25 protein-coding genes are annotated in these 26,185 nt (G+C 47.7%); 13 read left to right on the forward strand and 12 right to left on the reverse strand.

Annotated features, from left to right (window positions below; all coding sequences use genetic code 11):
• Positions 1-213: 213 nt before the first annotated feature.
• The gene (locus EXU85_RS31845) at positions 214-528 is read left to right on the forward strand and encodes a hypothetical protein (protein WP_142775945.1); all 315 of its coding nucleotides are present in this window, start codon (positions 214-216) and stop codon (positions 526-528) included.
• Positions 529-536: 8 nt separating this feature from the next.
• On the opposite strand, the gene EXU85_RS31850 is transcribed toward EXU85_RS31845, so the two are convergent.
• The 4 genes from EXU85_RS31850 to treA all read right to left on the reverse strand — a co-directional run bounded on the left by EXU85_RS31850 (position 537) and on the right by treA (position 5,448).
• Positions 537-2,192, reverse strand: a complete 1,656-nt coding sequence (locus EXU85_RS31850) for a glycerol-3-phosphate dehydrogenase/oxidase (protein ID WP_142775946.1) — start codon at positions 2,190-2,192, stop codon at positions 537-539.
• A 169-nt stretch (positions 2,193-2,361) separates the two neighbouring features.
• On the reverse strand, positions 2,362-2,967 hold the full coding sequence (locus EXU85_RS31855; protein ID WP_142775947.1) for a hypothetical protein: 606 nt from the start codon (positions 2,965-2,967) through the stop codon (positions 2,362-2,364).
• Positions 2,968-3,066: 99 nt separating this feature from the next.
• On the reverse strand, positions 3,067-3,822 hold the full coding sequence (locus EXU85_RS31860; RefSeq protein ID WP_142775948.1) for an outer membrane beta-barrel protein: 756 nt from the start codon (positions 3,820-3,822) through the stop codon (positions 3,067-3,069).
• A 102-nt stretch (positions 3,823-3,924) separates the two neighbouring features.
• Positions 3,925-5,448 (reverse strand): alpha,alpha-trehalase TreA, encoded by a 1,524-nt coding sequence (gene treA / locus EXU85_RS31865; protein WP_142775949.1) that lies wholly within the window; start codon positions 5,446-5,448, stop codon positions 3,925-3,927.
• A 165-nt stretch (positions 5,449-5,613) separates the two neighbouring features.
• Here treA and EXU85_RS31870 point away from each other — a divergent pair, with 165 nt between their 5' ends.
• Complete coding sequence (locus EXU85_RS31870) at positions 5,614-6,879, forward strand: sugar MFS transporter (protein WP_142775950.1); 1,266 nt, start codon at positions 5,614-5,616, stop codon at positions 6,877-6,879.
• A gap of 47 nt (positions 6,880-6,926) precedes the next feature.
• Here the strand turns inward: EXU85_RS31870 and EXU85_RS31875 are convergent, their stop codons facing one another.
• Entirely contained in the window at positions 6,927-8,516 is a 1,590-nt protein-coding gene (locus tag EXU85_RS31875) for an amidohydrolase family protein (protein WP_142775951.1), read from the reverse strand.
• 147 nt (positions 8,517-8,663) lie between these two features.
• Complete coding sequence (locus EXU85_RS31880; protein ID WP_142775952.1) at positions 8,664-9,155, reverse strand: DinB family protein; 492 nt, start codon at positions 9,153-9,155, stop codon at positions 8,664-8,666.
• 178 nt (positions 9,156-9,333) lie between these two features.
• Between EXU85_RS31880 and EXU85_RS31885 the strand changes: the two genes are divergently transcribed.
• From EXU85_RS31885 to EXU85_RS31900, 4 genes are all read left to right on the forward strand, one after another.
• The gene (locus EXU85_RS31885) at positions 9,334-11,298 is read left to right on the forward strand and encodes a M1 family metallopeptidase (RefSeq protein ID WP_142775953.1); all 1,965 of its coding nucleotides are present in this window, start codon (positions 9,334-9,336) and stop codon (positions 11,296-11,298) included.
• Between the two features lie 47 nt (positions 11,299-11,345).
• Positions 11,346-11,597 carry a hypothetical protein gene (locus EXU85_RS31890; protein ID WP_142775954.1) on the forward strand — a complete coding sequence of 84 codons (252 nt, stop codon included), beginning with the start codon at positions 11,346-11,348 and terminating at the stop codon, positions 11,595-11,597.
• 225 nt (positions 11,598-11,822) lie between these two features.
• Positions 11,823-12,314, forward strand: coding sequence for an NADH-quinone oxidoreductase subunit C (locus EXU85_RS31895; protein WP_142775955.1), 492 nt, complete (start codon positions 11,823-11,825; stop codon positions 12,312-12,314).
• Between the two features lie 76 nt (positions 12,315-12,390).
• Positions 12,391-14,055 (forward strand): hypothetical protein, encoded by a 1,665-nt coding sequence (locus tag EXU85_RS31900; protein WP_142775956.1) that lies wholly within the window; start codon positions 12,391-12,393, stop codon positions 14,053-14,055.
• Positions 14,056-14,142: 87 nt separating this feature from the next.
• On the opposite strand, the gene EXU85_RS31905 is transcribed toward EXU85_RS31900, so the two are convergent.
• The 4 genes from EXU85_RS31905 to lpdA form a co-directional block, all read right to left on the reverse strand.
• On the reverse strand, positions 14,143-15,507 hold the full coding sequence (locus EXU85_RS31905) for a M28 family peptidase (RefSeq protein ID WP_142775957.1): 1,365 nt from the start codon (positions 15,505-15,507) through the stop codon (positions 14,143-14,145).
• Positions 15,508-15,588: 81 nt separating this feature from the next.
• The gene (locus tag EXU85_RS31910) at positions 15,589-15,834 is read right to left on the reverse strand and encodes a DUF2442 domain-containing protein (protein ID WP_142775958.1); all 246 of its coding nucleotides are present in this window, start codon (positions 15,832-15,834) and stop codon (positions 15,589-15,591) included.
• Positions 15,835-15,840: 6 nt separating this feature from the next.
• On the reverse strand, positions 15,841-16,110 hold the full coding sequence (locus EXU85_RS31915) for a DUF4160 domain-containing protein (protein WP_142775959.1): 270 nt from the start codon (positions 16,108-16,110) through the stop codon (positions 15,841-15,843).
• A 128-nt stretch (positions 16,111-16,238) separates the two neighbouring features.
• Positions 16,239-17,639 (reverse strand): dihydrolipoyl dehydrogenase, encoded by a 1,401-nt coding sequence (lpdA, locus tag EXU85_RS31920; RefSeq protein ID WP_142775960.1) that lies wholly within the window; start codon positions 17,637-17,639, stop codon positions 16,239-16,241.
• 229 nt (positions 17,640-17,868) lie between these two features.
• On the opposite strand from lpdA, the gene EXU85_RS31925 reads away from it, so the two are divergent.
• Positions 17,869-18,435 (forward strand): hypothetical protein, encoded by a 567-nt coding sequence (locus tag EXU85_RS31925; RefSeq protein WP_142775961.1) that lies wholly within the window; start codon positions 17,869-17,871, stop codon positions 18,433-18,435.
• 64 nt (positions 18,436-18,499) lie between these two features.
• On the opposite strand, the gene EXU85_RS31930 is transcribed toward EXU85_RS31925, so the two are convergent.
• The gene (locus EXU85_RS31930; protein WP_168207903.1) at positions 18,500-20,680 is read right to left on the reverse strand and encodes a tetratricopeptide repeat protein; all 2,181 of its coding nucleotides are present in this window, start codon (positions 20,678-20,680) and stop codon (positions 18,500-18,502) included.
• A 512-nt stretch (positions 20,681-21,192) separates the two neighbouring features.
• Here EXU85_RS31930 and EXU85_RS31935 point away from each other — a divergent pair.
• The 3 genes from EXU85_RS31935 to nth all read left to right on the forward strand — a co-directional run bounded on the left by EXU85_RS31935 (position 21,193) and on the right by nth (position 22,798).
• The gene (locus tag EXU85_RS31935) at positions 21,193-21,792 is read left to right on the forward strand and encodes an RNA polymerase sigma factor (RefSeq protein WP_018617705.1); all 600 of its coding nucleotides are present in this window, start codon (positions 21,193-21,195) and stop codon (positions 21,790-21,792) included.
• Positions 21,767-22,018 (forward strand): hypothetical protein, encoded by a 252-nt coding sequence (locus tag EXU85_RS31940; protein ID WP_142775962.1) that lies wholly within the window; start codon positions 21,767-21,769, stop codon positions 22,016-22,018. Before EXU85_RS31935 ends, EXU85_RS31940 begins: the two co-directional genes overlap by 26 nt.
• A 126-nt stretch (positions 22,019-22,144) precedes the next feature.
• Positions 22,145-22,798, forward strand: a complete 654-nt coding sequence (gene nth / locus EXU85_RS31945) for an endonuclease III (protein ID WP_142775963.1) — start codon at positions 22,145-22,147, stop codon at positions 22,796-22,798.
• A gap of 78 nt (positions 22,799-22,876) precedes the next feature.
• On the opposite strand, the gene EXU85_RS31950 is transcribed toward nth, so the two are convergent.
• On the reverse strand, positions 22,877-23,296 hold the full coding sequence (locus EXU85_RS31950) for a nucleoside-diphosphate kinase (protein ID WP_142775964.1): 420 nt from the start codon (positions 23,294-23,296) through the stop codon (positions 22,877-22,879).
• Between the two features lie 271 nt (positions 23,297-23,567).
• On the opposite strand from EXU85_RS31950, the gene EXU85_RS31955 reads away from it, so the two are divergent.
• The 3 genes from EXU85_RS31955 (at position 23,568) to rdgB (ending at position 26,176) form a co-directional block, all read left to right on the forward strand.
• Positions 23,568-24,584 carry a bifunctional oligoribonuclease/PAP phosphatase NrnA gene (locus EXU85_RS31955; protein WP_210422420.1) on the forward strand — a complete coding sequence of 339 codons (1,017 nt, stop codon included), beginning with the start codon at positions 23,568-23,570 and terminating at the stop codon, positions 24,582-24,584.
• A gap of 27 nt (positions 24,585-24,611) precedes the next feature.
• Positions 24,612-25,532, forward strand: coding sequence for an FKBP-type peptidyl-prolyl cis-trans isomerase (locus EXU85_RS31960; protein ID WP_142775966.1), 921 nt, complete (start codon positions 24,612-24,614; stop codon positions 25,530-25,532).
• Between the two features lie 62 nt (positions 25,533-25,594).
• Positions 25,595-26,176, forward strand: a complete 582-nt coding sequence (gene rdgB, locus EXU85_RS31965; RefSeq protein WP_142776909.1) for an RdgB/HAM1 family non-canonical purine NTP pyrophosphatase — start codon at positions 25,595-25,597, stop codon at positions 26,174-26,176.
• The last annotated feature ends 9 nt before the right edge of the window (positions 26,177-26,185 follow it).

The following is a 26,185-nucleotide window of genomic DNA, read 5'->3' on the forward strand; positions in this document are numbered from 1 at the left end:
GGGCTATAAAAAAATACTGTTTTTCAACAATCAGCCAAAACAATATTTTTCTGGCATTATAGTTGATAAGGAATAGATGATTACTTATTTGTTTGACGTTTAATTCTACTCTATGAGGCAATAATACTATTTATGTCTATATTAGCATTTAATGAATCCTCTTTTGAAAGAATTGCTAATACGACGCCATAGTGATTCTAAACCAACTGCCTCATGAGAACTCTTTTGATGAAAAAAGCAGCGGGCTACGTAGCTACTGCATCTTTAGTAGTCTGCCCGTTTGTATCGTCGATCACTATCGCGATGCCCTTGCAAACTGCCTTCACAACAACCCTAGTTTCTCCTGTAAAATCGCCAACCAAGTCAGCAGGTGACCCTGTTTTAGCCCGCAACACGACGCCTAAATCAGACTCTCCTGCAACTGTTGCTCCTGCAAAAGTAGAGGACAAAAAAACCATTGGCCGGTGCTGGAAACGTCTGATGACGATGGTTCGGGAGGTAAGGCATGCTCACTCTACCAAAAAGTAGACGAAAAGCTAGATAGGGGCCATAACGGACTGTTCAAACGACAGTCCGGCCTGTTTTACGAACGTCTCCAATAACTGTTGATACGATCGAATTTGCTCTGCCTGATGCGCCTCACTCCAACCCAGTTCAGTAGCCATCAACTCGGCAACCTTCGGAGCAAGCTCAGCCGTTAGCTGCCAGTTTGAAAGCTCCAGCCGCCACCGACGAGCCAGTACATCTCGAACGGTAACCGCCATTTCTTCACGAACCTGGTACACGATTTCAGCCTTTAGAAAAGGTTGACTGTCGGTTAATTTAGAGGCCAATTGAGGGTATTGTTCTGCTAGCTTGGCTACATTTTGAGCACGAGTTCCATAGGTTCGCATCAGATGCTTACAAACATCGGCCGGAAGCCCATAGTTGGTTTGTACTAGTTGCCAATCCTCGAAACGGTAATTTTCGCCCCCAACTAAGTAATGAGTTTCGGTACTACTCCGAACGGGCTTGCTCAGTAATTCGGCAACACGATCAATGGCATCCTGGGCCATTACCCGGTAGGTTGTCCACTTACCGCCCAGTAAGCTCAATAAACCGGATTCCGGATCGTATTCCACTTCATGATCGCGAAGCAGAGTTTTGGTATCAGCCCGGCTACTCACAATCAGTGGACGAATACCGCCAAAGCCAGCTTGTATATCGGAACGATGCGGAGCGTTAGCTAGATAAGGTTTTACTGTTTCGAGCAAATAATCGACCTCATCGGGTTCCAATATAGGTTCCTGATTCAGATTTTCGTAATCGTTATCGGTTGTACCAACAAACACCTTGTCGCCAAACGGAATGGCAAACACAACTCGGCCATCAGCTGTTTTCGGAATCAGAATGGCGTAATCGCTGGCCAGCGTTTCGCGCGGTAAAACAATGTGGACGCCTTTACTAGGACGTATACGTTCCTCGGCAGCAGAATTCGCTAGTAGCCGGACACTGTCTGCATAAGGTCCCGTGCAATTCAGAAAGATCCTGGCCCGGATTTCACTTGTTTCGCTCGTAAGTTGATCCTGAACAATAGCTGTTTTAAGCCGTCCACTCTCCTGCGTAAAACCAGTTACGGCAGTGTAATTAACTACAGCCGCTCCAGCTTCGCTGGCTGAGTGTGCCAGTGCGAGCGCATAGCGGGCATCATTAAACTGACCATCATAATACAAAACCGCGCTGTGCATCTGACCCGTCAACATCGGGCTTTTGGCTAGTGCCTCTGCCCGATTGAGCCAGCTTCCTTTTGGGAGGGAGTCATGACCAGCAATCAAATCGTAAAGAGTCAGGCCGATAGTCATATAAAGGCCTTCGAACCAACTGAATACCGGTGTAAGAATAGCGAGTGGGTGCGCTAAATGTGGAGCATTTCGAATAACCGTCCGGCGTTCGGCCAGACCATGACTCACCTGACGAAGTTGCGCTAAATCAAGCTTTTTGATCGCCTGTTCTAAATAGCGAACGCCCCCATGAATCAGTTTGGTAGAACGGGAAGACGTCTCGCTGGCAAAGTCGCCCCGGTCAATCAGCGCAACCCGGTACCCTCTCAGGGCCGCATCTAAAGCTGCACCGGCACCACTGGCCCCCGCGCCAATGATACACACATCAAATGATTCCTGCCGTAGCCGCTCCTGATTTATTTTCCGATTCATAGTATCCAGACCAATCCTACTTAGATCAAAAACGAATTGATATAGTCAGGAATTTACAGACAACAGTCTGGCAATTCCTGACTATACCAGTCAATTTTTTGACATATACTAATCAGGTAACGGCAGAAACTGGGCAATTAGTTGCCTCACTATCTTTAATTTATCCAACTTATGAAGAGAAACTGCGGCTACGGCCTCCGAAAAATCCACTACGCCCGCCCGATGGTCGAACAGTACGAGTAACACGGGAGGTACGAACGTTTTCGCCAACGCGCGTAGAGCGATTATATAAATCGGAGTTAGCATAGACACCGGAGCCATAGCGACGGGCGTCATCTCGGTATTGAGGTCCTGTAGAGCGCCCTAGCATATAGCCTAGACTCCCCCACAACAGGACATTCGCTAACCCGTTATGATGGTGATAGGCTCCCGGATTATGGAGATAGGTATTGGTTGACTGATCGGTTTCAACGAGTCGTTTAGCGGCTTCAACACTTAGCGTATCGCGGTGACCATCATGATAATTCACAATGGCTCCTGCCTGACCCGGCTCAGCCTGCACTTCATCGGTAATTTTAAAGTTACCGGGCGCGGTTTCGGTGATATAGGTTCGTACCCCTTTTCCGAAACGGGTTTCGGTACGTTCTTCTTCGGAGTTGTTATTACCGCAACTTTGAAGAAGAACGGTACCCCCAAGCAGTGCCAAACTAAGGGTAGTACTGAGGGTAATATCTTTTACACGCCGAAGAACGGCATGTCGGCGAGTGGGTGTCATGGACTGAGCTAGTTAAGAATCAGCCACTAAACTACGCTACCAAACGCAGGTGTACAACCAAATACGGATGAACTGTTGACTGAGGGTAGCAAGCGGTTGTTAGAACGGACGATATTTCGTTCCGAATAACACAACAACACCAGCCGATACGCTGACAACGCCAACAGTTCGATCACTACTGTAGCTTGAGCTTTTCGATACACTATTGTTACTTTGTGCTGTCGATGTCAGGTTCGTGAACGTAAAATCAGCGCGGCTATAATCGGCATTCATGTTAAAGGCGGTACTCCTACCCAACCGATAGCGTAGCGACAATCCACCACCAAACGCCATAGCGCTACTCTGAGAACCTGTTGTTTTCACCGACATTTCGGTACGCCCGAATGTACCCGACATAGATGTATTCGGCAAAACAGCCAGTGCCCGACCGGCAAGCAGGCGCCCATCTACTGAAAACCGACCACTTAGCGGAATAGAGACATAGGGGCCCGCCATTACGGTCATGATCGACCAATTATCAGCTTTAGCGGTCCAGACATCCGAATCGTTTCGGTAAAGCGCATCGAGCATTGCACCTGTGTTAACCGAGTTCCGATGTTGTTCTCCACGAATCATTAAGCCTACAGGCCCGGCAACCCGGTAACCCGCCGATACATTAAAGGCAAGTCCATTACCAGCCATACAGGCCTGATCATCGGATGACGAGCAACTCGCGAAACGACCAACGGGCAAACTAGCCCCCGCCGATACAGCAAAAAAACCTTTTTTATCCTGATGCGATAAAATAAACGTCTTCTGGCAAAAGGCAACGGTAGTCATACCAGCCGCCAGTACAGTTACGAAGAGCTTTTTCATAGCCTACTAAATTTGTTGGGTAAGTTGTTTTACGGTTCCCAAACAAATACAGTGCCACAAATTAGCAATCAGGAAAATATCCTGATTCTAAGCAGATTACCCTTACCGATTCGCCCTCATGGCCAGATAAACGCCATTTGTCCAGCCAAAACCATCCTGGTTCGGGTATTCACCCCCGCCCGTGGTTATGGCGGCATCAACGACGTTATATTTTTCCATCATTTTGCCCGTTGCCCGAAACACTTTGTCGTTCAATGCCAGCCATCGATCGCGGCCTTCGTTAGCTGTTTCGGTAAAGCCGTAATTGAGTAGCGCCTTGTATACAATCCACTGCAAAGGTGCCCAGCCATTCGGCCAGTCCCATTGCTGGCCTGTTTGGTTGAGCGTTGTTACCCAACCACCCGCTTGCAAAAAATCGGCTTTGAGCCGATCGTGAACGCGGGCAGCCTGCTCAGGCGTAGCCAGTTTAAAAAATAAAGGGAATACTCCTGCCAGTGTTAAGGCTTCGGTTTGTTGGTTGGCAACAGCGTCATAGTCATGAAAGAAACCCGTTTCTTCATTCCAGAATAGCTGCTGAATGGCTTTTTCGCGGTCTTTAATCAGCCAGTCATACTCATCGTAGGCCAGCTTATGCTCCCCGGTCTGAAGAGCAGCGTCATGCAAGGTTGTCTCCAACCGATAAAGCAGACAATTTAAATCTACGGGTACAATATTAGTGGCCTTTATGGTGGTCATTGACTGCTGATCGTTAAACCAGCGGCTACTAAAATCCCAGCCCGATTCGCAGGCTGCCCGTATATGCGTGTACAGCTCTTCGGGTACAACACCCAGCGGTGCTGCTTCTTCGGTTAATTCGATTTCCTGCCGATATGCTTCGGGACGAGGGGTGGGCGTATCATCCCAATACCGGTTCACGATTAGTTTGTCGCCCAGCCTGACAACGCGTTTTTGAATAGGCCGCTCGGCCGTCAATTCATGGCGACCGTTCATCCAGAAATCATATTCGTTGAGGAGTTGTGGCTGGTACTTTACTAACGCATCTTTTCCTTCTAGTTCGGCTAGCAGATTCACCATCAAGGCAAAATACGGCGGTTGTGATCGACTCAGGAAATAAGTCCGGTTTCCATTGGGAATAAAGCCGAGCTGATCAATCAGATAGGCGAAATTATCGAGCATATCCCGGATCAAATCGATTCGTCCCGATTCGTTCAGACCCAGCATGGTAAAATAACTGTCCCAATAAAAAATCTCGCGAAATCGTCCCCCCGGCACCACGTACGGATGCGGCAAGGGTACGCGTGAACTGCCTTCAACAGGCGGATCAGCCTGGCGGGTGAGCCGGTCCCACAACCGGTTTATATGCTCGGCGGTACTAATTGATGTGTCACTAACATAATCATTGGCAACTTTTTCCGGAACGACAAAATAGGTATGTACAAATACAGAAAGGTCGAAACCCGGTTTGGTTTTCTCGGCTTCGTAAAACGCAACGAGGTCGGCTGGAGCGAGTTTGGGCACGCAGTCAACAAAAGTTTTTGAATCCGCGAAAACGTGACCTAGCTGCACATCCTGAAACAGACTACCGAAGAGTTGATCAGGCGATTTGGGGAAAGATGAAGTTGCCAAAATAGAAAATGAAAGGTTCGGATGATTTAACTAGAAAAAGCCCACTTTGTCCTTGGATGTACCTGTTGGGCGAGCAAAAATGCAAAAAGCCACAATAGAACTGGAAAAAATAATAACGGGAAAGCCGTATGTTTATCTTCCTAAACCTATAACCACCGTATCTGCATGGCTCACTGGCGTATTAAACTCTCATTACTTCTCAACTATTTCGTATTTGCCATCTTGCTGAATAGTGTTGGCACCGTGATTTTGCAAGTTCAAAACAACTATAGCGTATTGGCTTCGGCAGCCAGTGTTCTCGAAGCGTTCAAGGATTTGACCATTGCGATTGTCTCATTTATTGTGGCCTCTTACATTATCCGGATTGGCTACAAACGAGCCATGTTAGCAGCGCTCGGTCTGGTTATTCTGGCCTGCTTATTAATGCCACAAGTGCCCGCTTTCTGGACAACCAAACTGCTGTTTGCCGCTACGGGTGCAGGTTTCGCTTTGATTAAAGTCTCCGTTTTTGCGACAATCGGACTGATTACGAATAATTCGAATGAGCACGCCAGCTTCATGAATTTTCTGGAGTCGTTTTTTATGATTGGTGTGTTGTCAGGTAATTTTTTATTCAGCGCCTTTGTAGATGATACCAATCCACAATCCACTGCCTGGCTGCGTGTTTATTATATTCTGGCGGGTATTGCTTTAGCCGCGTTTTTATTGCTACTCATTACACCAATAGATGAATCGAGCGTTAAACAGGAAACTCCCACAAACCCTCTCAGAGATCTCGTAGAGATGATCCGTTTGGCAATTACACCTGTGGTGCTGGTATTTATTATAACCGCCTTTGTATATGTCCTTATGGAACAAGGCATTATGAGCTGGTTACCAACATTTAACTACAAAGTGTTGCATTTACCATCATCTCTTAGCATTCAGATGGCCAGTATTCTGGCGGCTTCTACAGCGGCAGGGCGGTTTCTGGCAGGTGTATTATTAGGCAAAATTTCGTGGTACTGGCTCCTGATGATTTGCCTTGTTGCATCGGCTGGACTCGTATTGCTGGCCTTACCGTTAGCTAGTGGGGTAACTGGTGATGCGGTAACCGGCTGGGGTAATGCGCCCATAGCCGCTTTCATTTTCCCGATGATTGGCCTCTTCATTGCCCCGATCTATCCGGCCATTAACTCCGCTATTCTGAGTAGCCTACCATTACGGCAACACGGCCCAATGGCAGGACTGATCGTTATTTTCTCAGCCTTGGGTGGCACCACTGGTTCAATCATTACTGGCCACGTTTTCGACGCTTTTGATGGCCAAACAGCATTTTACTTCTCGCTTATACCCATTGGCCTTCTACTAGTGCTCATTACAGTATTTAGCCGGATGCAGAAGAAAACAGGGAAAGAGGTGAAGATTACGGCAGGTATGGGAGGACATTAGATATGTAGGATATAGGATGTATTTTCTTGACAGACAGACATCCTATATCACTTCACGTAGCCCGGCCCCATGAGCAACTGCCCTGGCCGCTGACCGTTGTGCCTGCTGTTTTCAACAACGGGGGTTCCATTCACAATGACCCAGGAAATGCCCGTTGTGTAGGCATGCGGTTGCTCATAGGTGGCTTTGTCGGCAACGGTTTTCTCGTCGAACAACACAATATCGGCGGCATAACCGGGACGGAGTAATCCGCGATCAGTAAGACGGAAACGCTGAGCAGGCAGGGACGTCATCCGGCGAATGGCTTCTTCCAGCGGAATAATGTGTCGTTCACGAACGTAACGACCTAACACACGGGCATTGGTACCGTAGGCGCGGGGATGCGGCATGCCTGAGCCAAGCTTAGCGACACCCGCATCGGAGGCAATCATCGTGTTGGGGTATCGAAGAATATTCTCGACGTCCGTTTCCGACATGGTATGATACACCATCTGGATTCGCTTCAGATTCGCTTTTTCCATCAGATCCATAATCAGGTCAGCTTCCGTATCGGGTGTGTTCTTACGGCCTAACTTTTGGTTGATGGCATTAATGCTCATGCCATTAAAAGTTGTATCGGGTTTGTAGCTGGAAACAACGGCATATTCGTAGTTTTTGCGTAGGTTTTTCGCCAATCCATCCAGCATTTCGGTGCGGATTTTAGCGCGAGTGGCTGGGTCTCGGAACCGAACCAGTACGGCCGAATCGCCATCGGCCAAGGCCCACGACGGTACAATACTCTCTAACGATGTGCTGGATGCCGTGTACGGATATTGATCGACGGTGACGTCTAAGCCCTCGCGTCGGGCCGACTCAACCAGTTCAACCGTTTCGGTACTTTTTCCCCAAAGCGGCTTACTGGCTACTTTAAAATGCGAGATCTCGACCGGAATATGAGCCTCACGGCTAATCAGAATCGCTTCCTGAACGGCCTGCTTCACATTCTGCCCTTCGTTCCGAATGTGCGACGCATACAAGCCACCATAGCGAGAGGCCACTTTGGCCAGATTGACCACTTCGGGCGTTCGGGCGTAGGTGCCGGGTGTATAAATTAAACCCGTCGATATGCCCACAGCACCGTCTTTCATCGCCTGTTCAACGAGGCTTTCCATGTCGGCCTGCTCACGAGCGGTGGGTTCCCGAAACGCCATTTTCATGACTTTCATACGTACCGAATTATGGCCGATCAACGAGCCCACGTTAATCGATGTTTTTGTCATTCGTAGTGTATCAAAGTAGGTCCGCAGGTTGGCGCTTGACCCACCGCAGTTGCCGGTTATCACCGTGGTAACACCATCGTAAATGAAGTTTGGGGCGCCGGGCTGAGCTTCCAGGCTATTCTCTACATGCGCATGTACATCAATAAAACCAGGCGCTACAATTAACCCAGTTGCGTCGATGGTTCGTTTGCCATCGGCGGTTGGTATCGCCCCAACCTTAACGATACGCCCGTTTTGAACGGCAACATCGGCATACATCCAGGGGTTGCCTGTTCCGTCTACTACCCGGCCGTTTTTAATGACAAGGTCGTAGGGTTGAGCATACGTACAACAGGAAATGATCAGGCAAATAAGGAGCGCGTAGAGTCGTTGATGCATTGATTTGAAGAGGGATAAGAAACAAGTCAGCTATGAATATGGCTGTTTTCCCAACCAAAATCAAATCCCATTAGAAACAGGTGGAATAGTGCAACAAAAACGGGGACAGTTACCTAAAACTGCCCCCGCTCCCTTATACTTGTAAGCTTACTGCTCATCGGCACTGGGCCCGTAGCTTCCGGGAATGGGTATGTCCAGTAACCGAAGAAATACCCCTAGCTGGGCGCGGTGGTGAACGATCTGGCAAAACGCCGTTCGTACAACCTCATGCCGGGGTGAAACGAAATAGACTTCCTCTCCATTTCGCAAGGTCCAGGGTTCGTTCAGAATGGCTTCATTTTCGGGCACTAATTGCGATTTACCATCTGCCAAACACGTTTCCATATAGTTCATTAGTTCGGCGGTAGTATTAATCACGTCTTCCTTGTAGGGATTCGCGGCAAAATCCAGCCCATCTGTTGTTAAGGCCATGGTTACCCAGGTAGGCAGGTTGGCAATATGGGCAGCCAATTGTCTGACCGTCATGCTTTTTTCGTGAGGTTTCCAGTCGTACTTATCATCGGGAATACGCTCAAGCATTTTGCGGGTTGTCTTTGCTTCCTGCTCCATTTCGGTCAAAAACATCGGAATCAGTTCCATAGAATCGTCGTTGGTTTATTGTTGAAACAAAGGTAAATGACCCCAGTGACAGCCCTATGTCAGTAGGGTTTTCCAAGTATTAATTCGACTTGTAGCTTCCGAAAAGCCGCCCGCCAACATAGCCTTTATCACAACAATCCAACTACTTTTGTATAAATACCTTTAGCTTTTGCCACGTATGAGAGTTAGCTACTTGCTTAGTATCGGAGGGGTTTGCCTTGCCTTGATCGGTTATGGTCAAAAACCGATTTTCTCTACGCCGTTAAGCCCCCGTCTGGCGAATTATCAGATCGATGTAAAACTCGATCCAGTCACGAAAAAACTCGATGGGCGGGAAACGCTTACCTGGAAAAATTCGTCCAACGATGTAATCCGGGAGTTACAGTTTCACCTGTACCTGAACGCCTTCCGCAACGAGCAATCGACGTTTATGCGGGAATCGGGCGGGCAATTGCGGGGCGACCAGATTGACCGAAATGCGAAAGAAAATCCTTATGGTTCTATCGACGTCGTTTCCATGAAGGTTCGCGGAGGGGAGTCTTTAGCCTATCAATTTTTTCAGCCCGACGACGCAAATCGTGACGATCACACGGTGATTCGGGTTCCGTTAAGCAAACCCGTTGGACCGGGCGAGACGATTGTGCTCGACATCGCCTTTCGGGCTAAGCTGCCTAAGATTTTTGCCCGCACAGGGTTTAGTCGGGACTTTTTTCTGGTAGGCCAGTGGTTTCCCAAAATTGGCGTGTATGAACCCGCCGGAACCCGCTATCAACCTGCTGGCCCAGGCGCAACAGGCCGCTGGAACTGCCATCAGTTTCATGCCCATTCTGAGTTCTATGCCGATTATGGTGTTTATGATGTCAACATCACCACGCCAAAAGACTATTGGGTGAGCGCGGTTGGCCTTTACCAGTCCGAAAAACTGCATAGCAACGGCACAAAAACGATCCTCTATCATGCCGAAGATGTAGTCGATTTTGCCTGGACGGCTTCGCCCCATTTCAAGGTTATCAACGATAAATGGAAACGCCCTTCGGGTGGCGAAGTTGCCATAGAGTTGGTCATGCAACCCGAACATGTACATCAGGCGCAACGCCATCTGGATGCCGCAAAAGCCGCGTTAACCTATTTCGATAAGCACCTCGGCAAATACCCCTTTCCGAACCTAACCATTGTCGATCCTCCGCTACACGCCAGCGGTTCATTTGGCATGGAATACCCAACCTTTATTACAGCCGGAACGGCTTCGTTTTTGCCCGCCGGGGCGCGTTTTCCAGAAGAGGTGACGATTCATGAATTTGGGCACCAGTATTTTATGCAGTTGCTGGCTACGAATGAGTTTGAGGAAGCCTGGCTCGACGAAGGCTTCAATCAATACTACGAAGGCCGGATCATGGACGCCACCTACGGCGCTCGTTCGTCTCAAATCGACTTATTTGGGTTTAGATGGGGAGACCTGGAAAGTTCTCGGGATAGCTATGTGCATCAGGATAACCCAGCCCTTGGGTCTTCGTTTGGCAATACATGGCAGTTGCCCGACGGTCAATACGGTGTGTTGACTTATTCTAAAACGGCAACCTGGATGCGCACCCTGGAAGGTTTGGTTGGCCGACCGGTAATGGACGAAATCATGCAGACGTACTTCATTCGCTGGAAGTTCAAGCACCCCGACGGCCAGAACTTCATCGACATTGTAAATGAACTTGTTCCGAAGCGGCTTGGTACTAAATACGGCCCAAATATGGACTGGTTTTTCAAGCAGGTACTGTATGGCGATAATGTAGTGGATTACGAACTGTTATCGATTAGAAATAGAAAACAGGATGGTCGGCAGCAGTCTATTGTAACCGTACAAAACAATGGCGATGCCGCGATGCCAGTTGATATTTTAGTGCATTTCGACAATGGCCATGAAGTGATGTTGTTCTGGGATGGTAAAGGTCGTCAGCACCAGTTTACGGTTAGTGAGAACGCCAAAGCGGTTTGGGCGAATGTTGATCCCAAACAGAAGATTTATATGGATACCAACCTCAACAATAACAGTTTAACCCTGGAGCCATCGTCGGCTCCGGCCGCTAAATTTGCTACTAAGTTTTTGTTCTGGATCGAAAACTGGATGCAGTGGCTGGCCTGGCTGGCGTAAGATTGCGCATCTTTTTTGTATATTTCGGTAAATAAGCGACTTCGATAATGAGCATTCAGGAAATGAAAAGTCGGATTCATCATTTAGTAGATGAAACTGAGGACGAAACCAGGCTTATTTTCTTTCTATATGTAGCCAATCAATTGTTGGCAGAGCAACCTGATTATGATTTTTTAAACGAAAAGACGTTGGATCAACTGATACACGTATCAGCGTTGGTTGATGCTTTCCCTATAGGCAAAGGTATAGACCCCACCGTCCTCACCAGCAAAATCCGAGAACGATTTACACAAGTGTAACCGAAGATTATCGTGTGAACGGAGACATTAAGCAGTCAAGAAAATTCAAAATGAACTATGTCCTGTGTGACCCCGATGGGGCCAGATGTTTCTAGAAAGACCATAGTTGCTATAAACATTTGACCCCATCGGGGTCACACAAAGTGTCAATGATTTAATCTGATTTTGCTTGATTGCGTATTTCATTCAGCGGAAATAATTTTATCAATCAAACCTAATTAATGCGTGACCTTCCCCGAAATCATTGATCTCCTCAGCACTCAATTCGGCTCTGATATACAGGCAAATACCCAAAATCTACAACCCTACCTTACTGTTCCAGCCAGTCAGCTAGTAACCATTTGCCAATTTCTCCGCGACGATGACCGGCTATTTTTCGACTTGCTCGCCTGTGTTACGGGTATCGACAACGGTCCTGACGCCAACACAATGGAGGTTATCTACAACCTTACCTCTATCCCGTACGAACACGATCTGATGCTGAAGGTAGTCATACCGCGTACTACGAATAGCACCGGCTTACCACTAGTGCCAACTGTATCACACATCTGGCGAACCGCCGACTGGCACGAACGGGAAACCTTTGACCTGCTGGGGATTCAATTCGAAAATCACCCCGATCTCCGTCGAATACTCTTGCCAACAGATTGGGTTGGCTATCCGCTCCGTACCGACTATCAGGAACAGGAGCAATACCACGGCATAAAAACGAAGTAAGCAGCAGGCTTTTTTACGATGAAGTTGACTGTTTCCGGTTTTCGTTTGTTATTGCTGTATCTGTTCTCCTGAACCAATGAAAAATCCTGCCCAATACTTGTTAGGCCTGCTACTCGCAGCCTATAGCCTGTTGCCATCAGTATGTTCCGCCCAGACGGATTCGGTTGTTGTAACGGGGCGAATTCGCCATTTATCGGCCCGATTATATCGGGAGTCTCCAACGGTACTTATCAGTCGCAATAATATTCTACAGGCCAGCCGTGAATTAGTCCGTCCGGCACCACTGAATGTAGATGGTACATTTCGGGTGTCGCTACCGCTGATTTTCCCACAGGAAGAAATGTATTTCAATTATGGCCGTATCTCAACCGCTTTTCTGGCATCTGCCGGTACGCTCACGATTGACTTGGATGCCGATTCCTTATTTAGCGTTGCCGTACCCTTCCGGTTTGGAGGTGTTAATGCCCAGGTAAATCAGCAATTTGCCCGGTACAAGGCATTTGAGGCAACTTATCCGAATAAACCCGATGGCAAAAAAATAACAACTCAGGTTACCAATGCCAGCGATGATGCGGCCTACCGGTTGGTATCCACGGCTTATCAGGCCCCATTCAGGGCGTTCTCGGCTCAGGAAAAACCCTATCCACTTCTAAAACGGTGGGTTGGTTATGCAGATCGGTATAATGCAGCGGCCTTCATTTATGATAAAGCCGCGTATGAAAATGATGAACTCACTAAATTATTGAACGATTCGTTGCGCCCTCCTAATGACCAGTTGCTAACGGCAGCACGAGCCTCGGCCATGAACCGGTTTGCCAATTACGCAACGCAACGGGTTACCACAGAAGTGAACCGCACAAACGGGCTAACCGTACGGGCTTTGGCACTTTTGCTGGAACGATATGGCAAAAACTTAACAGCCGAAGAACGTATCCGGCTTAGTGATTATGCCACCACAAATTCAGCCCGTGCGTCTGATTTGAAATTTTTCGATGGGCTGGTAAAACGCAGTCCCGATACGCTCCAACGGCTGGTCAATTATGAGTTGATGATTCAACGGAGTATACGCCAGTTCGATAGCACAGCTGTCGATTATCTGGCGGCCTATTGGCTGGCTAATTCATTACCTGGTCTCACGCTTAATTTTGCCCAGTTACTGTATGATTACGCTCGCCCACAGGTAAAAAATGTTACACTGGCACAATCGCTTGATGAGCTTTATCGGCTCGAAGTAAAAGATAGTACCCGCATTCGGGCAGCCATACAAACCTTGCGTAAAGCGGGCCTGTCGGCTAATAGTCTGGAAATTTCGCCGGGTATATTTATGACCCGCAATGACATGGGTAATGGTTCATCCCTCCTCGATCAGGTTGTTAATGCCAACCGGGGGAAAGTGATTTATTTACTTATGGTTTCTCCCTCCGATGAAGCCGGGCGGCAGGCTGCCCTGGATGCCCAACGCCTGCGAAACACCTACAGCTCCCGCGATTTTGCGCTGATCTATTTACCCGTACCCGATACCGACAAATCACTTTGGCCTGAGATAGCCACACGCTATAACCTTTCCGGCGACCATTTACTCTTAACCAATACCCAACTTCTTGATGCCGTTCAACGACTTCGTGCTGATGATGATATGTCGGCGGCCATTATCAACCGAACGGGAAAGATCGTAAAACGAAACGCGCCCTTGCCGGGCGCGTTCGATGAGGTCAGGAAAGAACTCGATAAAAACCTCTGAGTTTTAAAATAAGCGTCATTTGTAGTCAAGAGTGGTCAGGTATTGACCTACTATACCTGACCACTCTTGACAATAAATGATTACCAATTATAATCCATATTGATCCAGCAAATAGATCAGAGCCGCCATTGAAGCCGCACCTAGCTCAAGCTCTCGCTGGCTAACGACTTCAAAATTATCCACGGCCGTATGGTGGTAATCGAAATACCGTTGCGAATCAGGTTTAAAGCCAAACAGTACCGTGCCTGATTGAGCCAGAGGGCCAATATCGGCTCCGCCCCCACCCGCACCAATTTCCAGCAGGCCATAGGGAGCCAGTAGCGGTTTCCAGGGCATTACTTTAGCGCGTTGTTCGGGTGTTCCAACAATACCGAAACCACGTGGCGTAAAGCCTCCCGCATCGGACTCGACGGCGGCCATATGCTTCTCGTTATTCTTTTTGGCCAGATCAGCGTATTGCACTCCTCCACGCAAGCCGTTTTCTTCATTCATAAACATAACTGCCCGTAGCGTCCGTTTCGGCTTAATGCCTAAGGCTTTAAACAGCCGAAGTACTTCAATTGACTGCATGCAGCCAGCGCCATCATCCTGTGCGCCTTCGGCCAAATCCCAGGAATCCAGGTGTCCACCAACCACAATGATTTCGTCAGGCTTCTCGCTTCCTTTAATCTCACCAACTACGTTGTACGACTTGGCATCGGGTAAGGTCTCGCAGCTTTGTTTGAAGTAAAACGTCAGGTTCGGATTCTCTTTTAACGACTTGCTTAATAAATCGGCCCCATTTGTACTGATAGCTGCCGTCGGAATCAGGGGAACTCCCGTACCGTACCGCATGCCGCCTACGTGCGGGTAATCGTCATGACGGGGATTCATTGAGCGGACAATTGCCCCAACGGCACCGAGCTTGGCAGCTTCGGTGGCTCCATTAGCGCGTTGATCAACCGCTCCGCCATAAGCCTCGAACGTATTGATTTTTGTCGGGTCCATCGGGCGATTGTAAAATACAATCTTCCCTTTCACTTTATCAGCACCTAATGCCCGCAATTCAGGAAAGCTTGTCACCTCAATCACATTAGCCTCTACCCCTTTTGGGCCTGTTGCTACCGATCCGCCCAAAGCGGCAATAGGCACGGTCGTTTTCTGCTTGCCATTCTGAATATAAGCTACTTCTTTGGCTCCCCGCACCCAATGGGGTACCATCACCTCTTGCAAAAACACTCGATCAAAGCCCTCTTTCTCCATCACCTGCTTTGTCCAGTCAACCGCCTTTTGTGCGCCCGTAGAGCCACTCAGGCGCGGCCCAATCTGCTTCGTGAGGTGCCGTAGCCATTCATAGGATTTCCCGTTCGAGAGTGCTTCATTGTAAATCTTTCGGATAGCGACGGAATCGGTAGTTTGTGCCTGCGTATACCCGACGATCAATGTAAAGAGAAGTGTAATTATTTTTTTCATTGTAGAGGTTGTATTGGTTAAGAAGGCAATATACAGAAAAGCCCGGCTGCTTTCCAGCAACCGGGCTTTTCGTGGTCCTTGTCAAACACGCTGCAAAGCTATCCCTATATGCCATAGCGTGTCGGCAGTCAAGTCCACTTCACCGTCAAGCCATTCTACGTAATACTGTCGATTCTGCACGTTGTTGAATACATTGGGATTATGCAAGGGCTTAAACGCTTCGGCTTGCATATATTGAGTGATATCCGCAATTTTTTCAATGCCATTGTCAAACGTACAGGCCAATCGATAACCATCAAGAGGTGTTATACTAGTCAGGAACCGCATGGTATTCTATTTTAACGCGTCGATTTTAAAAACAGTACTACCTTCCGTTGCAAGCTGCCAATTAGCCATTAGTTCATCTTCATGTATCTCCACCCAGGCTTGGACTAGCTTCAATTTCCCAGTCGGAAAATTCCCCGTAAGTAAAGTGCCTTCAGGAATAGAAACGACCGCCTTTTGGCCGGAGTATTCTACATGGATATGAGGCAAATGGTGTTCTTTATTGTCAAAATAAAACATTCGGATAATAATCCCATAAAACATGGATATGACAGGCATACACAAACGATTACAAGTTACTAATCAATTATAACGTTTTTGTTAAACATAAGCCCGGCTGCTTTCCAGCAACCGGGCTTGTCGTCTCCCCTCGCCTGATTCGGGTGAGGGATTGTGAGTGAGGGAAATTACATATTAATTGCCCGCTTATCAGTAGCATCCAGACAGGCCTCCTTGAAGGCTTCTGTGTAGGTCGGGTGGGCATGCGACATGCGCGATACATCCTCGGCCGATGCCCGAAACTCCATTGCTACGACAGCTTCGGCAATCATATCGGCAGCACGCGCACCAATCATATGAACGCCCAGAATTTCATCGGTTTCCTTGTGCGCTAACACTTTTACGAGTCCGTCTACATCCATGCTCGCCCGTGCCCGACCGAGTGCCTTAAACGGGAAGGAACCGACCTTGTAAGGGATACCTTCCTGCTTTACTTCCTCTTCGGTGTAACCTACTGAGGCAACTTCTGGCCAGGTATAGACTACGCCCGGAATCAGCCGATAATGAATGTGTGGTTTTTGCCCCACAATGGTTTCGGCAATGAAGGTACCTTCTTCTTCGGCTTTATGGGCCAGCATAGCGCCACGAATCACATCGCCAAGGGCGTAAATGTGCGGCACATTCGTGCGCAAATGTTCATCCACCTCAATTCTACCCCGATTGTCGGCTTTCACACCAGCGGCTTCAAGATTCAGTCCGTCGGTGTAAGGACGACGACCTACTGAAACCAGGCAGTAATCGCCGGTGAGTGTGATTTGCTCTCCCTTTGGGGTATCGGCGCTAACCACAACTTCATTGCCCGTGTTTTCTACCTTCGTGACTTTATGGGAGAAATAGAAATCGGCACCAAGCTTTTTGATGGCTTTTTGAAGTTCTTTACCCATCGTTTTATCCATTGTCGGAATCATCGAATCAGCAAACTCCACAAACGAAACCTTTGCGCCAAGCCGGGCATACACTGACCCTAATTCGGCTCCAATGACACCGGCTCCAATCACGATCAGGTGTTTCGGAACTTCCGCTAGTTTCAGGGCTTCGGTTGAGGTAATGACACGCTGCTTATCGATGGGCATCGACGGAAATGACGATGGTTTCGAACCCGTGGCAATAATGATGTTCTTGCCGGTAATCGTCTGCTCAGAACCGTCGGCTTTCGTTATTTTAATGGTGTGGGGGTCCACAAACGAACCGACGCCGTGTATTTCGTCGATTTTATTTTTCTTCATCAGGAAATTGATGCCTTTCGTTGTCACATCAACAACTTCCTGCTTGCGTTTAATCATTTGCGCCAGATCAACCTGCAAATCAGCCAGTTTGATTCCGTGCTCGGCGAAGGTATGGGCTGCATTGTAATAATGCTCCGACGAGTCGAGTAGCGCCTTCGACGGAATGCAACCAACGTTGAGGCAAGTGCCCCCCAGCGATGGGTACTTTTCAATAATGGCCGTTTTTAGTCCGAGTTGAGCACAGCGAATGGCACCTGTGTAGCCGCCTGGCCCCGAACCAATCATAATCACATCGTATTCCATAGTGTCAGTTAGTACAGGTTTGAGGTCCGAAGTTTGAGGTTTAAAGTTAGGCGTATACATTCGAGTATGAATCAACCTAGAACCTCAAACTTCGGACATCAAACTATTTATTTAGATAGCATTCCGACTGCAAATTTGGTTCAGAATTTGATTACCCAAACCGATTTGTAAAAATTCGTGTTGGTGATTCCGTAAGGCTCGCTTATCTGGAGTCGTTTTATTGTGATTTATGCGCTTCGTTTATCCCCTTCTCTTCCTACTTACGCTGGTAATCAGTAGCTGCACCGATTCTACTCAGCAAACCCAGCCAACTGTGTATTACGACGTTCTTGGTTTTGTCAAACAACAGATTACTGATCTCTCGACCCAGAAACCGTTAGTTAAAAAAGTTGTTGGTATTAACGAAACCCGTAACCAGCAGGCGATTCGGGATATCAATTGGAGCCATGAACTGGAGTTGTTTACGCAGGCCGATATTAACAAACCTGCCCTCCGAAGCAGCTACCAGATTGCCCGGCCTGATTCGATGACCTTTCAGTATACGCTAAAAAATTCGGAGGAGCGGTTAACGGTTCGGTCGCTCAAAGTGCAGATTGATTCAGTCACACATCAGCCGCGCCGAATAGAAGCCGTTTTGCAAACCAATAATCCGCTCTACTCGTCAGTACGCAATTTGCTGCTCGAAAGTGGGCCAACGGGTGGTCAATGGCGTGTGCAACACTACAAACTGACGGGCTTTCAGAAACTCCCCTATTTCGACAAGAACGAATTTTTAGTAGAAGGGCGAGTGGAATAATCATCAAATTAGCATCTCCAGAATCAACCGCACGAGTGGCCTCGAAAATCCAAATTTACGCTAATCAGGCTTTTTCCAGATTCGATAACACAGGGAGAATGAAAATGAAGGTCGTTCCTTCGTTAGGGCCGGAATGAATCTCATACCGTCCCTGAATCAGGTCCATACGGGCCTGAATATTGTGCAAGCCCATCCCGGTTGCATCATTTGGATTCAAGCCACAACCATTGTCTTTAACTATCATATTCAGCTCATTATTGAACCGACGGAACAATATTTGGGCTTCTGTTGCTTCGGAGTGCCGAAGAATATTGCTGCACAGTTCAATGCAAATCGAATATAAGTTAAACTCGGCGGTTTTATCTAGGCGAGGCAATTCAGCGTTTTCTAAGCTGAACACAATTTTCTGGCTAAGGTTAAGCTTGTGAACCAGTCGCGTAAGAGCTTCCGATAAGCCTTGTTTCTCCAGTTCGTCGGGTTGCAGATTGTGGGACAAGTACCGTATTTCGGCAAACGCTTCCTTACTCATATTCAACAGATTATGATAAATCTGTTGTTCTCGATCAGCCATCTTTGCAGGATTAAGGGCTGACAAGCTTGTTTTAATGGCCGCCAGTAAGCCACCAAGGCTATCGTGTAAATCGGCCGCCATCCGCTTCCGTTCGAGGGTTTGACCACGCAATAAGGCTTCTTCTATTTCGCGGTTTTTAGCCCGTAGTTGGTCGTTGGCGAGTTTCAATTCAATCGTTCGGGCGAGTACTTTATCTTCCAGATCATGATTGAGGGCTTCAATTTCCAGTTTCTGACGGTTGATCAGCCGATTTTTACGGTAATAAACGGCTGCAAAACCAAACAGCATGGCCAGCCCTCCAACCAACACAATCCGCAACAGACTAGCCTGTTCAATATCGTGGCTCAGTTGGTCAATATGTGCCCGCTGCTCCAATCGGGTTTTCTGCGATTCGGCCCGTAGCCGCTCAGTTTCAATTGACTGCTTCAAATGATTCATCCGGGTTTCGCTGGCGAGTTGATCGCGTTCCGCTTCCGATCGCAGTCGATCCAGTTCAGCTTGCCGACGCACATTGATCAGTTGCTGCTGCTGAATAAATCGCTCTTTTTCGGCAGCAACCCTAACCTGATTGATATCGTATTTTTTCTGCACGGCCGATAGCTCCTCTACGCGCTTGAGGTTGGTCAGGCTATCGCGAAGTATACTGTACTCCTCATACATAGCCAATGCCTGCTCGGGTTGATTCGCCAGACGGTAGGCTCGGTACAACGATTGGGTAGCCATCTGCCGAATTCGATTATAACCGGCTTCCCGAGCAACAGCCACCGCTTTTTCGCCAAACTCGATAGCCAGTTTAGGCTGATTGATCTGGGTGTAACATTCCGATAGTCGCGCCCACACGGCGGCTTGACCTGGAGGGTCCTTTAATTGAGTCCAAACTGCCAGCCCTTCCTCAAAAACGTCAATGGCTTGTTCGGGCTGTTGCCGACTAAGGAAAAAATCCCCTAGCCGTTCATCAGCATAGGCTACATTGATCTGTGAATGGGTATCTAGAGCAATTTGGCGGCTCGCTTCATATTGTCGGCGCGCCTGCTCATACAGCCCTTTTAGTTCGTAAACTTCGCCAATCTGGCTGATTGCCTGACTGGTCAGAAGCTTTCGGTTTTTGGGCGTTAGTGATTTATTAAAACTCAGTAAAGTCAACGAAAGCTGATAACCCGCCAGAGCATTGTCGTACTCCTTCAGCAACATATAAATGTCACCCATATTCATCTGCACCTGCCAGCGGGGGGAGCTTTCACGGGGCAATTTCACACATAGTTCAGAAGCTCGCTGATTAATCTGGAGTGCATGTGGATAATCTCCCTTAACGATCCTGATATAATATTCCTCTAACATCAAGGCTCGGACAGCGTAGAGATCATTATGATAGATCAGGGCTTGTTCTTCCAGCTGTTTCGCGTACAGAAAACTACTATCGCGTTGCTGCCCGCGCATTTGCTTAAAAACAAGCGCCATAAACCGTAAGCCTTCCAGCCGCAGGGTATCGTTACTTTGTCCACGAGGCAAACGGGCAGTAAATTGTCGGTGTGCCCGGCCAAGCGACAGCAAACTATCCATATAGGCGATATCACTCCGCCGATCGAAATTCAGTTCCGGCAGTTTAGGACATGATTGGGCAAAGCAGGTGGCACACCAGCCGAGCATTGCCATTCCAAGCCAAACTGATTTCATAGAGTATTACCAACGTACAATATAGCCGACAGAAAGCACGAAAATACTGATTTAGCACAGTAAATCAAGGCATTGGGAGAATCAAAGGCTTATTTTCTGCGTCTACTAGCGCAATCGAGTGGAGTTGAACAATCTGAATAAAAATGAACTCAGCAATTGCTTGTCTGGGGACTAAGGCTACCTTTACGATCATTTATTAAAAAATGTTAATCTCCCGTTTAAACGGATAGCCTCTCAAATGAATCTATATTCTGAATTCAAACGTAAGTACAATTATTTCCACGAATAAGCTATATTTAGGTTATCATCCTCACTACAGTATTATTTCTTGTGGTAAATAGAAGTTTTTAAGGAAAAAACTACCGTTTGGCAGATTTTTTGCACTGTATATTTGGATTTAAACAGAATAATTTAGTATCTTCAAGGCTGGATTACATTAAGATTCTAAAAAACATAACCTCCCCATACACTATCGACACACAACTCTACGTTACCTAATTGTCTTACTGAAAATGGAAAAAGCCCAGGTAAACGACAGTGAGTTGATTTCCCTGTACATCCGTGGTAATGAAAAAGCCTTTGCCAAATTAGTGCAACGGCACAAATCGAAGATTTACACAACTATTTATCTGATTGTTAAAGATCAGTACGTAGCAGAAGATTTAATGCAGGACACGTTCATCAAGGCCGTGGATACGCTTAAGTCGGGTAGATACAACGAGGAGGGAAAATTTCTACCCTGGATTATTCGAATCGCTCACAACTTGGCCATTGACTATTTCCGAAAGGATAAACGCTACCCCAGTGTGGTGTTTGAGGACGGAAGCAGTGTGTTCAATACACTTGAGTTTGCGGAGGATTCAGTAGAATCACTCCAGATTCGACAAGAAACACACGAGCACCTACGTGAGTTGATTCAGCGGTTGCCGGAACAGCAGCGTCAGGTACTTATTATGCGGCACTACGAGGAAATGAGTTTCCAAGAGATTGCCGATGCAACCGGCGTCAGTATAAACACGGCTTTGGGACGTATGCGTTATGCGCTGATTAATCTGCGCAAACAACTGAGCAAACGTTCGCCGAGTTATGATAAAAACATTTACCCAAGATGATGTAATCCGGTATGTCTATGAGGAGACCTCGCCAGAGGAGAATCTGCTCATTGAAGATGCCCTAATGTCGGAGCCGGATCTGATGACGTTCTTCCTCGAAGCCCTGGAACTCAGGGCGTTGATGAATAAGATAGAACGCCAGCCACGAAAAACCACGGTTCAGACTATTCTGAATTACTCCAAACACCATCCAGCAAACCCACCTGCTCGTTTACGAAGTTCGTAACGAACAGATGGGTATTGCTATTTCTGTAGCGCGGTTGGAAAGCCGCGTAGTGGAAGCTATTTTGTCGAAATTTTCTACAAGATAAGCCCTCAGCTACGCGATTTCTCAGCCACGCTACTTCCTGCTATGCAAAAAAAAGAACGGTTCCGGCGTTTTATCGAGTACTTCACCGAGCATTACCCTGAACCCAAAACGGAACTGAATTTTAGTAATCCCTATGAATTACTGGTTGCCGTAATTTTATCGGCGCAGTGTACCGACAAACGGATCAATCAGATTTCGCCAGCTTTATTCGCCCGATTTCCAGAAGCAGAATCATTGGCGGCAGCCTCGGCCGATGAGGTGTTCACTTATATCCGTAGTGTCTCCTACCCCAATAATAAGGCAAAGCACTTAGTGGGAATGGCCAGGACGTTAATGGAAAAGTTCGAAGGGGAAATTCCGGCAACAGTCGAAGAATTACAGACGTTACCTGGTGTGGGCCGAAAAACAGCCCATGTGATTTTGTCGGTCGTGTATAATGAACCAACAATGGCAGTCGACACGCACGTATTTCGTGTTTCGCACCGAATTGGTTTGGCACCACTTACGGCCACCACTCCATTAGCAGTCGAAAAAGCCCTGATGGCTCATATCCCAAAGCAATACGTTCCCAAAGCACATCATTGGCTCATTTTGCATGGCCGTTACATATGCCTTGCCCGTGCTCCTAAATGCGAGGAGTGTGCGTTGCGAGAGTTTTGTAAATATTATGAAAAAGTAATAGGAGCGAGGAGTTAGGAGTGAGAATGGCTGACGCAAACTAATTGCTGCCGGATGGATTCTCACACCTAACTCCTCGCTCCTACTACCTAAATACTAATACTGCTCCGTACCCGCAAAGAAGAAACTACCTTCGATTTCAGCGTTTTCGTCCGAATCCGACCCGTGAATAGCGTTAGCTTCGATCGACTTGGCATATAGTTTCCGAATCGTTCCTTCCTCTGCCTGGGCTGGGTTTGTAGCGCCAATTAGTTTACGAAAATCAGCGACGGCGTTTTCCTTTTCGAGAATCATGGGAACAATAGTGCCCGATGACATATAGGTCCGCAGATCGTTGTAGAAAGGGCGTTCGCGGTGAACGGCGTAGAATTGGCCAGCCCGCTCGCCGGTTAGTTGCGTTTTACGGATGGCTACGATCCGGAAACCCGCTTCTTCAATCATCTTGATAATTGCACCTGTGTGCCCAGCCTCCACGGCATCGGGCTTAATCATTGTGAATGTTCGGTTCGTTGCCATTCTAATTCTTTGTATCCAAATTTTATTTGGCGCGAAGGTACAGACTTTCGACTTAAATGCCATTCAATTCGCTAGCGCTCATTGGTTTTTGCCACAGAGATTCACAGAGAGTAAACGAGATACACAGAGAAATAACTACCAAATTCTCTCTGTATCTCGTTTACTCTCTGTGAATCTCTGTGTTACAATTTTTCTATAGAACGTAAATCGTCCATCCCAATTAGTATTATTCGTACTTTTGGGTTTCGATTACGGCTTCGGCTGTTTATGTATGCAAGACATTGAAGCAATTGGCGCGCTTATCGGACACCCGCAAACCGTGCTGATTACCACCCACCAGAATCCCGATGCCGATGCGATGGGGTCATCGCTGGGGCTGGCCGGTTATCTCCGCAAAAAAGGCCATCGGGTTACGGTTGTAACTCCGACTGACTATCCGCAAAACCTTCACTGGATGTCGGGTAACGATAGCGTAATTGCGTTTGAGGAAAAAGTGAGAGTATCGGTGAGTCAGTTACTGGAAGAAGCAGATATTATTTTCTGCCTCGATTTTTCGAACCTCGACCGAATCCGCGATCTCGGGCCTATGGTCCGACAGTCGCGCGCTCAAAAGGTGCTGATCGATCATCATCTCGAACCCGAGGCATTCGCCAATTTGGCGCTTTGGGACCCAACGGCTGCATCGACAACCCAGTTGATTTTCCGACTTATCGTAGAGCTAGGCGATAAAGGCCTGATTGATATCCCGATTGCCGAATGCCTGTACTCAGGCCTGATGACGGATACGGGTTCGTTCCGCCACTCGAATACAACAGGCGATGTGCATCGTATGGCTGCTCAATTGCTGGATCTTCATATTGATGTGAGCAGCATTCACCGGCGGATATTCGATAATGTAACGCTCGACAAATTCCGGTTGTTGGGCTACGTACTGAACGAAAAATTGAAGGTACTCCCCGAATACAAGTTCGCGTATATTACCCTGACCGATGCCGAGTTGAAGCGCTATCGGTCTAAAACCGGCGATACGGAAGGTATGGTCAATTATGCGCTGGCTGTTGAAGGGGTTGTCATGGCCGCGATTTTAATTGATCGAAACGATGAAATCCGCATGTCGTTCCGGTCAGTTGGTGATTTTTCGGTACGGAATCTGGCTAGTGCTCATTTCGACGGAGGAGGCCATCGGAATGCCGCTGGTGGACGCTCGAAATTATCGCTGGCCGAAACGGAAAAGAAGCTTTTGTCTGTAGTGCCTCTATACCAGCAGCAACTGCTGGAAACTGTTTAAAAATTAGTATAAACCAAGTAATCTCTCATGTCTCTTAAAAATTTCGGGAAAGCCGCCCTACTTGTTGCTGTGGTAGCAGCCTGCGGTAAAAACCGCCAACAGGTGACGGAAAACGGCCTGAAGTACACAATTCACGAACAATCGGAAGGAACGCGTAAAGGGAAAGTCGGTGATATTTTAACACTGCACCTTACGCTGATGAACAACAAGGACTCGGTTCTGCGCGACACGCACAAAGAAGGTGCTCCGTTTCAGATGTTATTGCAGGTTCCGCCTTTCAAAGGCTCTTATGAAGAAGGCCTGACCATGTTGGGTAAAGGTGATAGCGCTACGTTCTACGTGAGTGCCGATTCGTTGTTTACACGGGCTATGCAACCGCTGCCTCCAGGTGTTCAGAAAGGTACCGACATCGGTATCGCCGTGAAAGTGGTGAATGTGCAGACAGAGGACGAATATAAGAAGACTCAGGCTGCCGACATGGAAAAGCAAAAAGGTATCGATGCAAAAGTTATCGAAAACTACCTTGCTAAGAACGGTATGACAGGTAAAGCCCAGAAAACGGAATCGGGTGTTTATTATGTGGTAACGCAACCCGGTAGTGGCCCAACACCCCAGAAAGGTGAGGTCGTTCAGGTTCACTACACCGGTAAACTGCTGGACGGTAAAGTCTTCGACAGTTCGCGTACAAACCCACAGGCGGGCGGCAAACCAGCTCAATTCCAATTAGGCGTTGGTATGGTGATTCCAGGTTGGGAAGAAGGTGTTAGCAAATTGCATAAAGGCGAAAAAGCGACGCTGATCATTCCATCAACACTGGCTTACGGCCCACGTGGAAACCAGGCAATTCCGGCCAATTCGGTCCTGTTGTTTGATATCGAACTAATCGACATTCAGAAAGGTCAGGCTCCTCAACCAGGAATGCCACAAATGCCACAGCAGAGTCGGTAGTCCATTAACTTTTTTAGAAAGCCGTTTGCAGTTATTGCTGTAAACGGCTTTTTTTGTTCATGATGGAACTCTGTTTTGCCACAAACAATCAACACAAACTCGACGAAGTTTCCGGCCAACTCGGCAACTCGTTTGTGCTTAAAACCCTACGCGATATTGGCTGTACCGATGAATTGCCGGAAACTACGGGTACCATTCCGGGAAACTCACGTCAGAAAGCCGATTACGTCTGGACGCATTTTGGTATTTCCTGCTTCGCCGATGATTCAGGCCTGGAAGTTGCCGCGCTTAATGGAGAGCCGGGTGTCGATTCAGCACATTACTCGGGTAGCCGGGACGCACAGAAAAACATTGAGAAACTGTTGGAGAAACTAGGTGATACTGACAATCGGAAAGCGCAGTTTGTGACGGTCTTCACGCTCGTTCTACATGGTGTAGAGTACCAATTCGAAGGGGTTATTGAAGGCCAGATTCTAACCGAACCTCGTGGTACGGGTGGCTTTGGTTACGACCCGGTTTTTCAGCCGGACGGCTATGATCGAACGTTTGCCGAAATGAGTATTGAGGAAAAAAATGGAATGAGCCACCGATCACGAGCATTAGCCAAAATGGTAGCTTATCTGGAAACGCAAACGAAGTTTTAAAACCGCTAT

The sequence above is a fragment of the Spirosoma sp. KCTC 42546 genome (assembly GCF_006965485.1).
Lineage (GTDB): Bacteria > Bacteroidota > Bacteroidia > Cytophagales > Spirosomataceae > Spirosoma.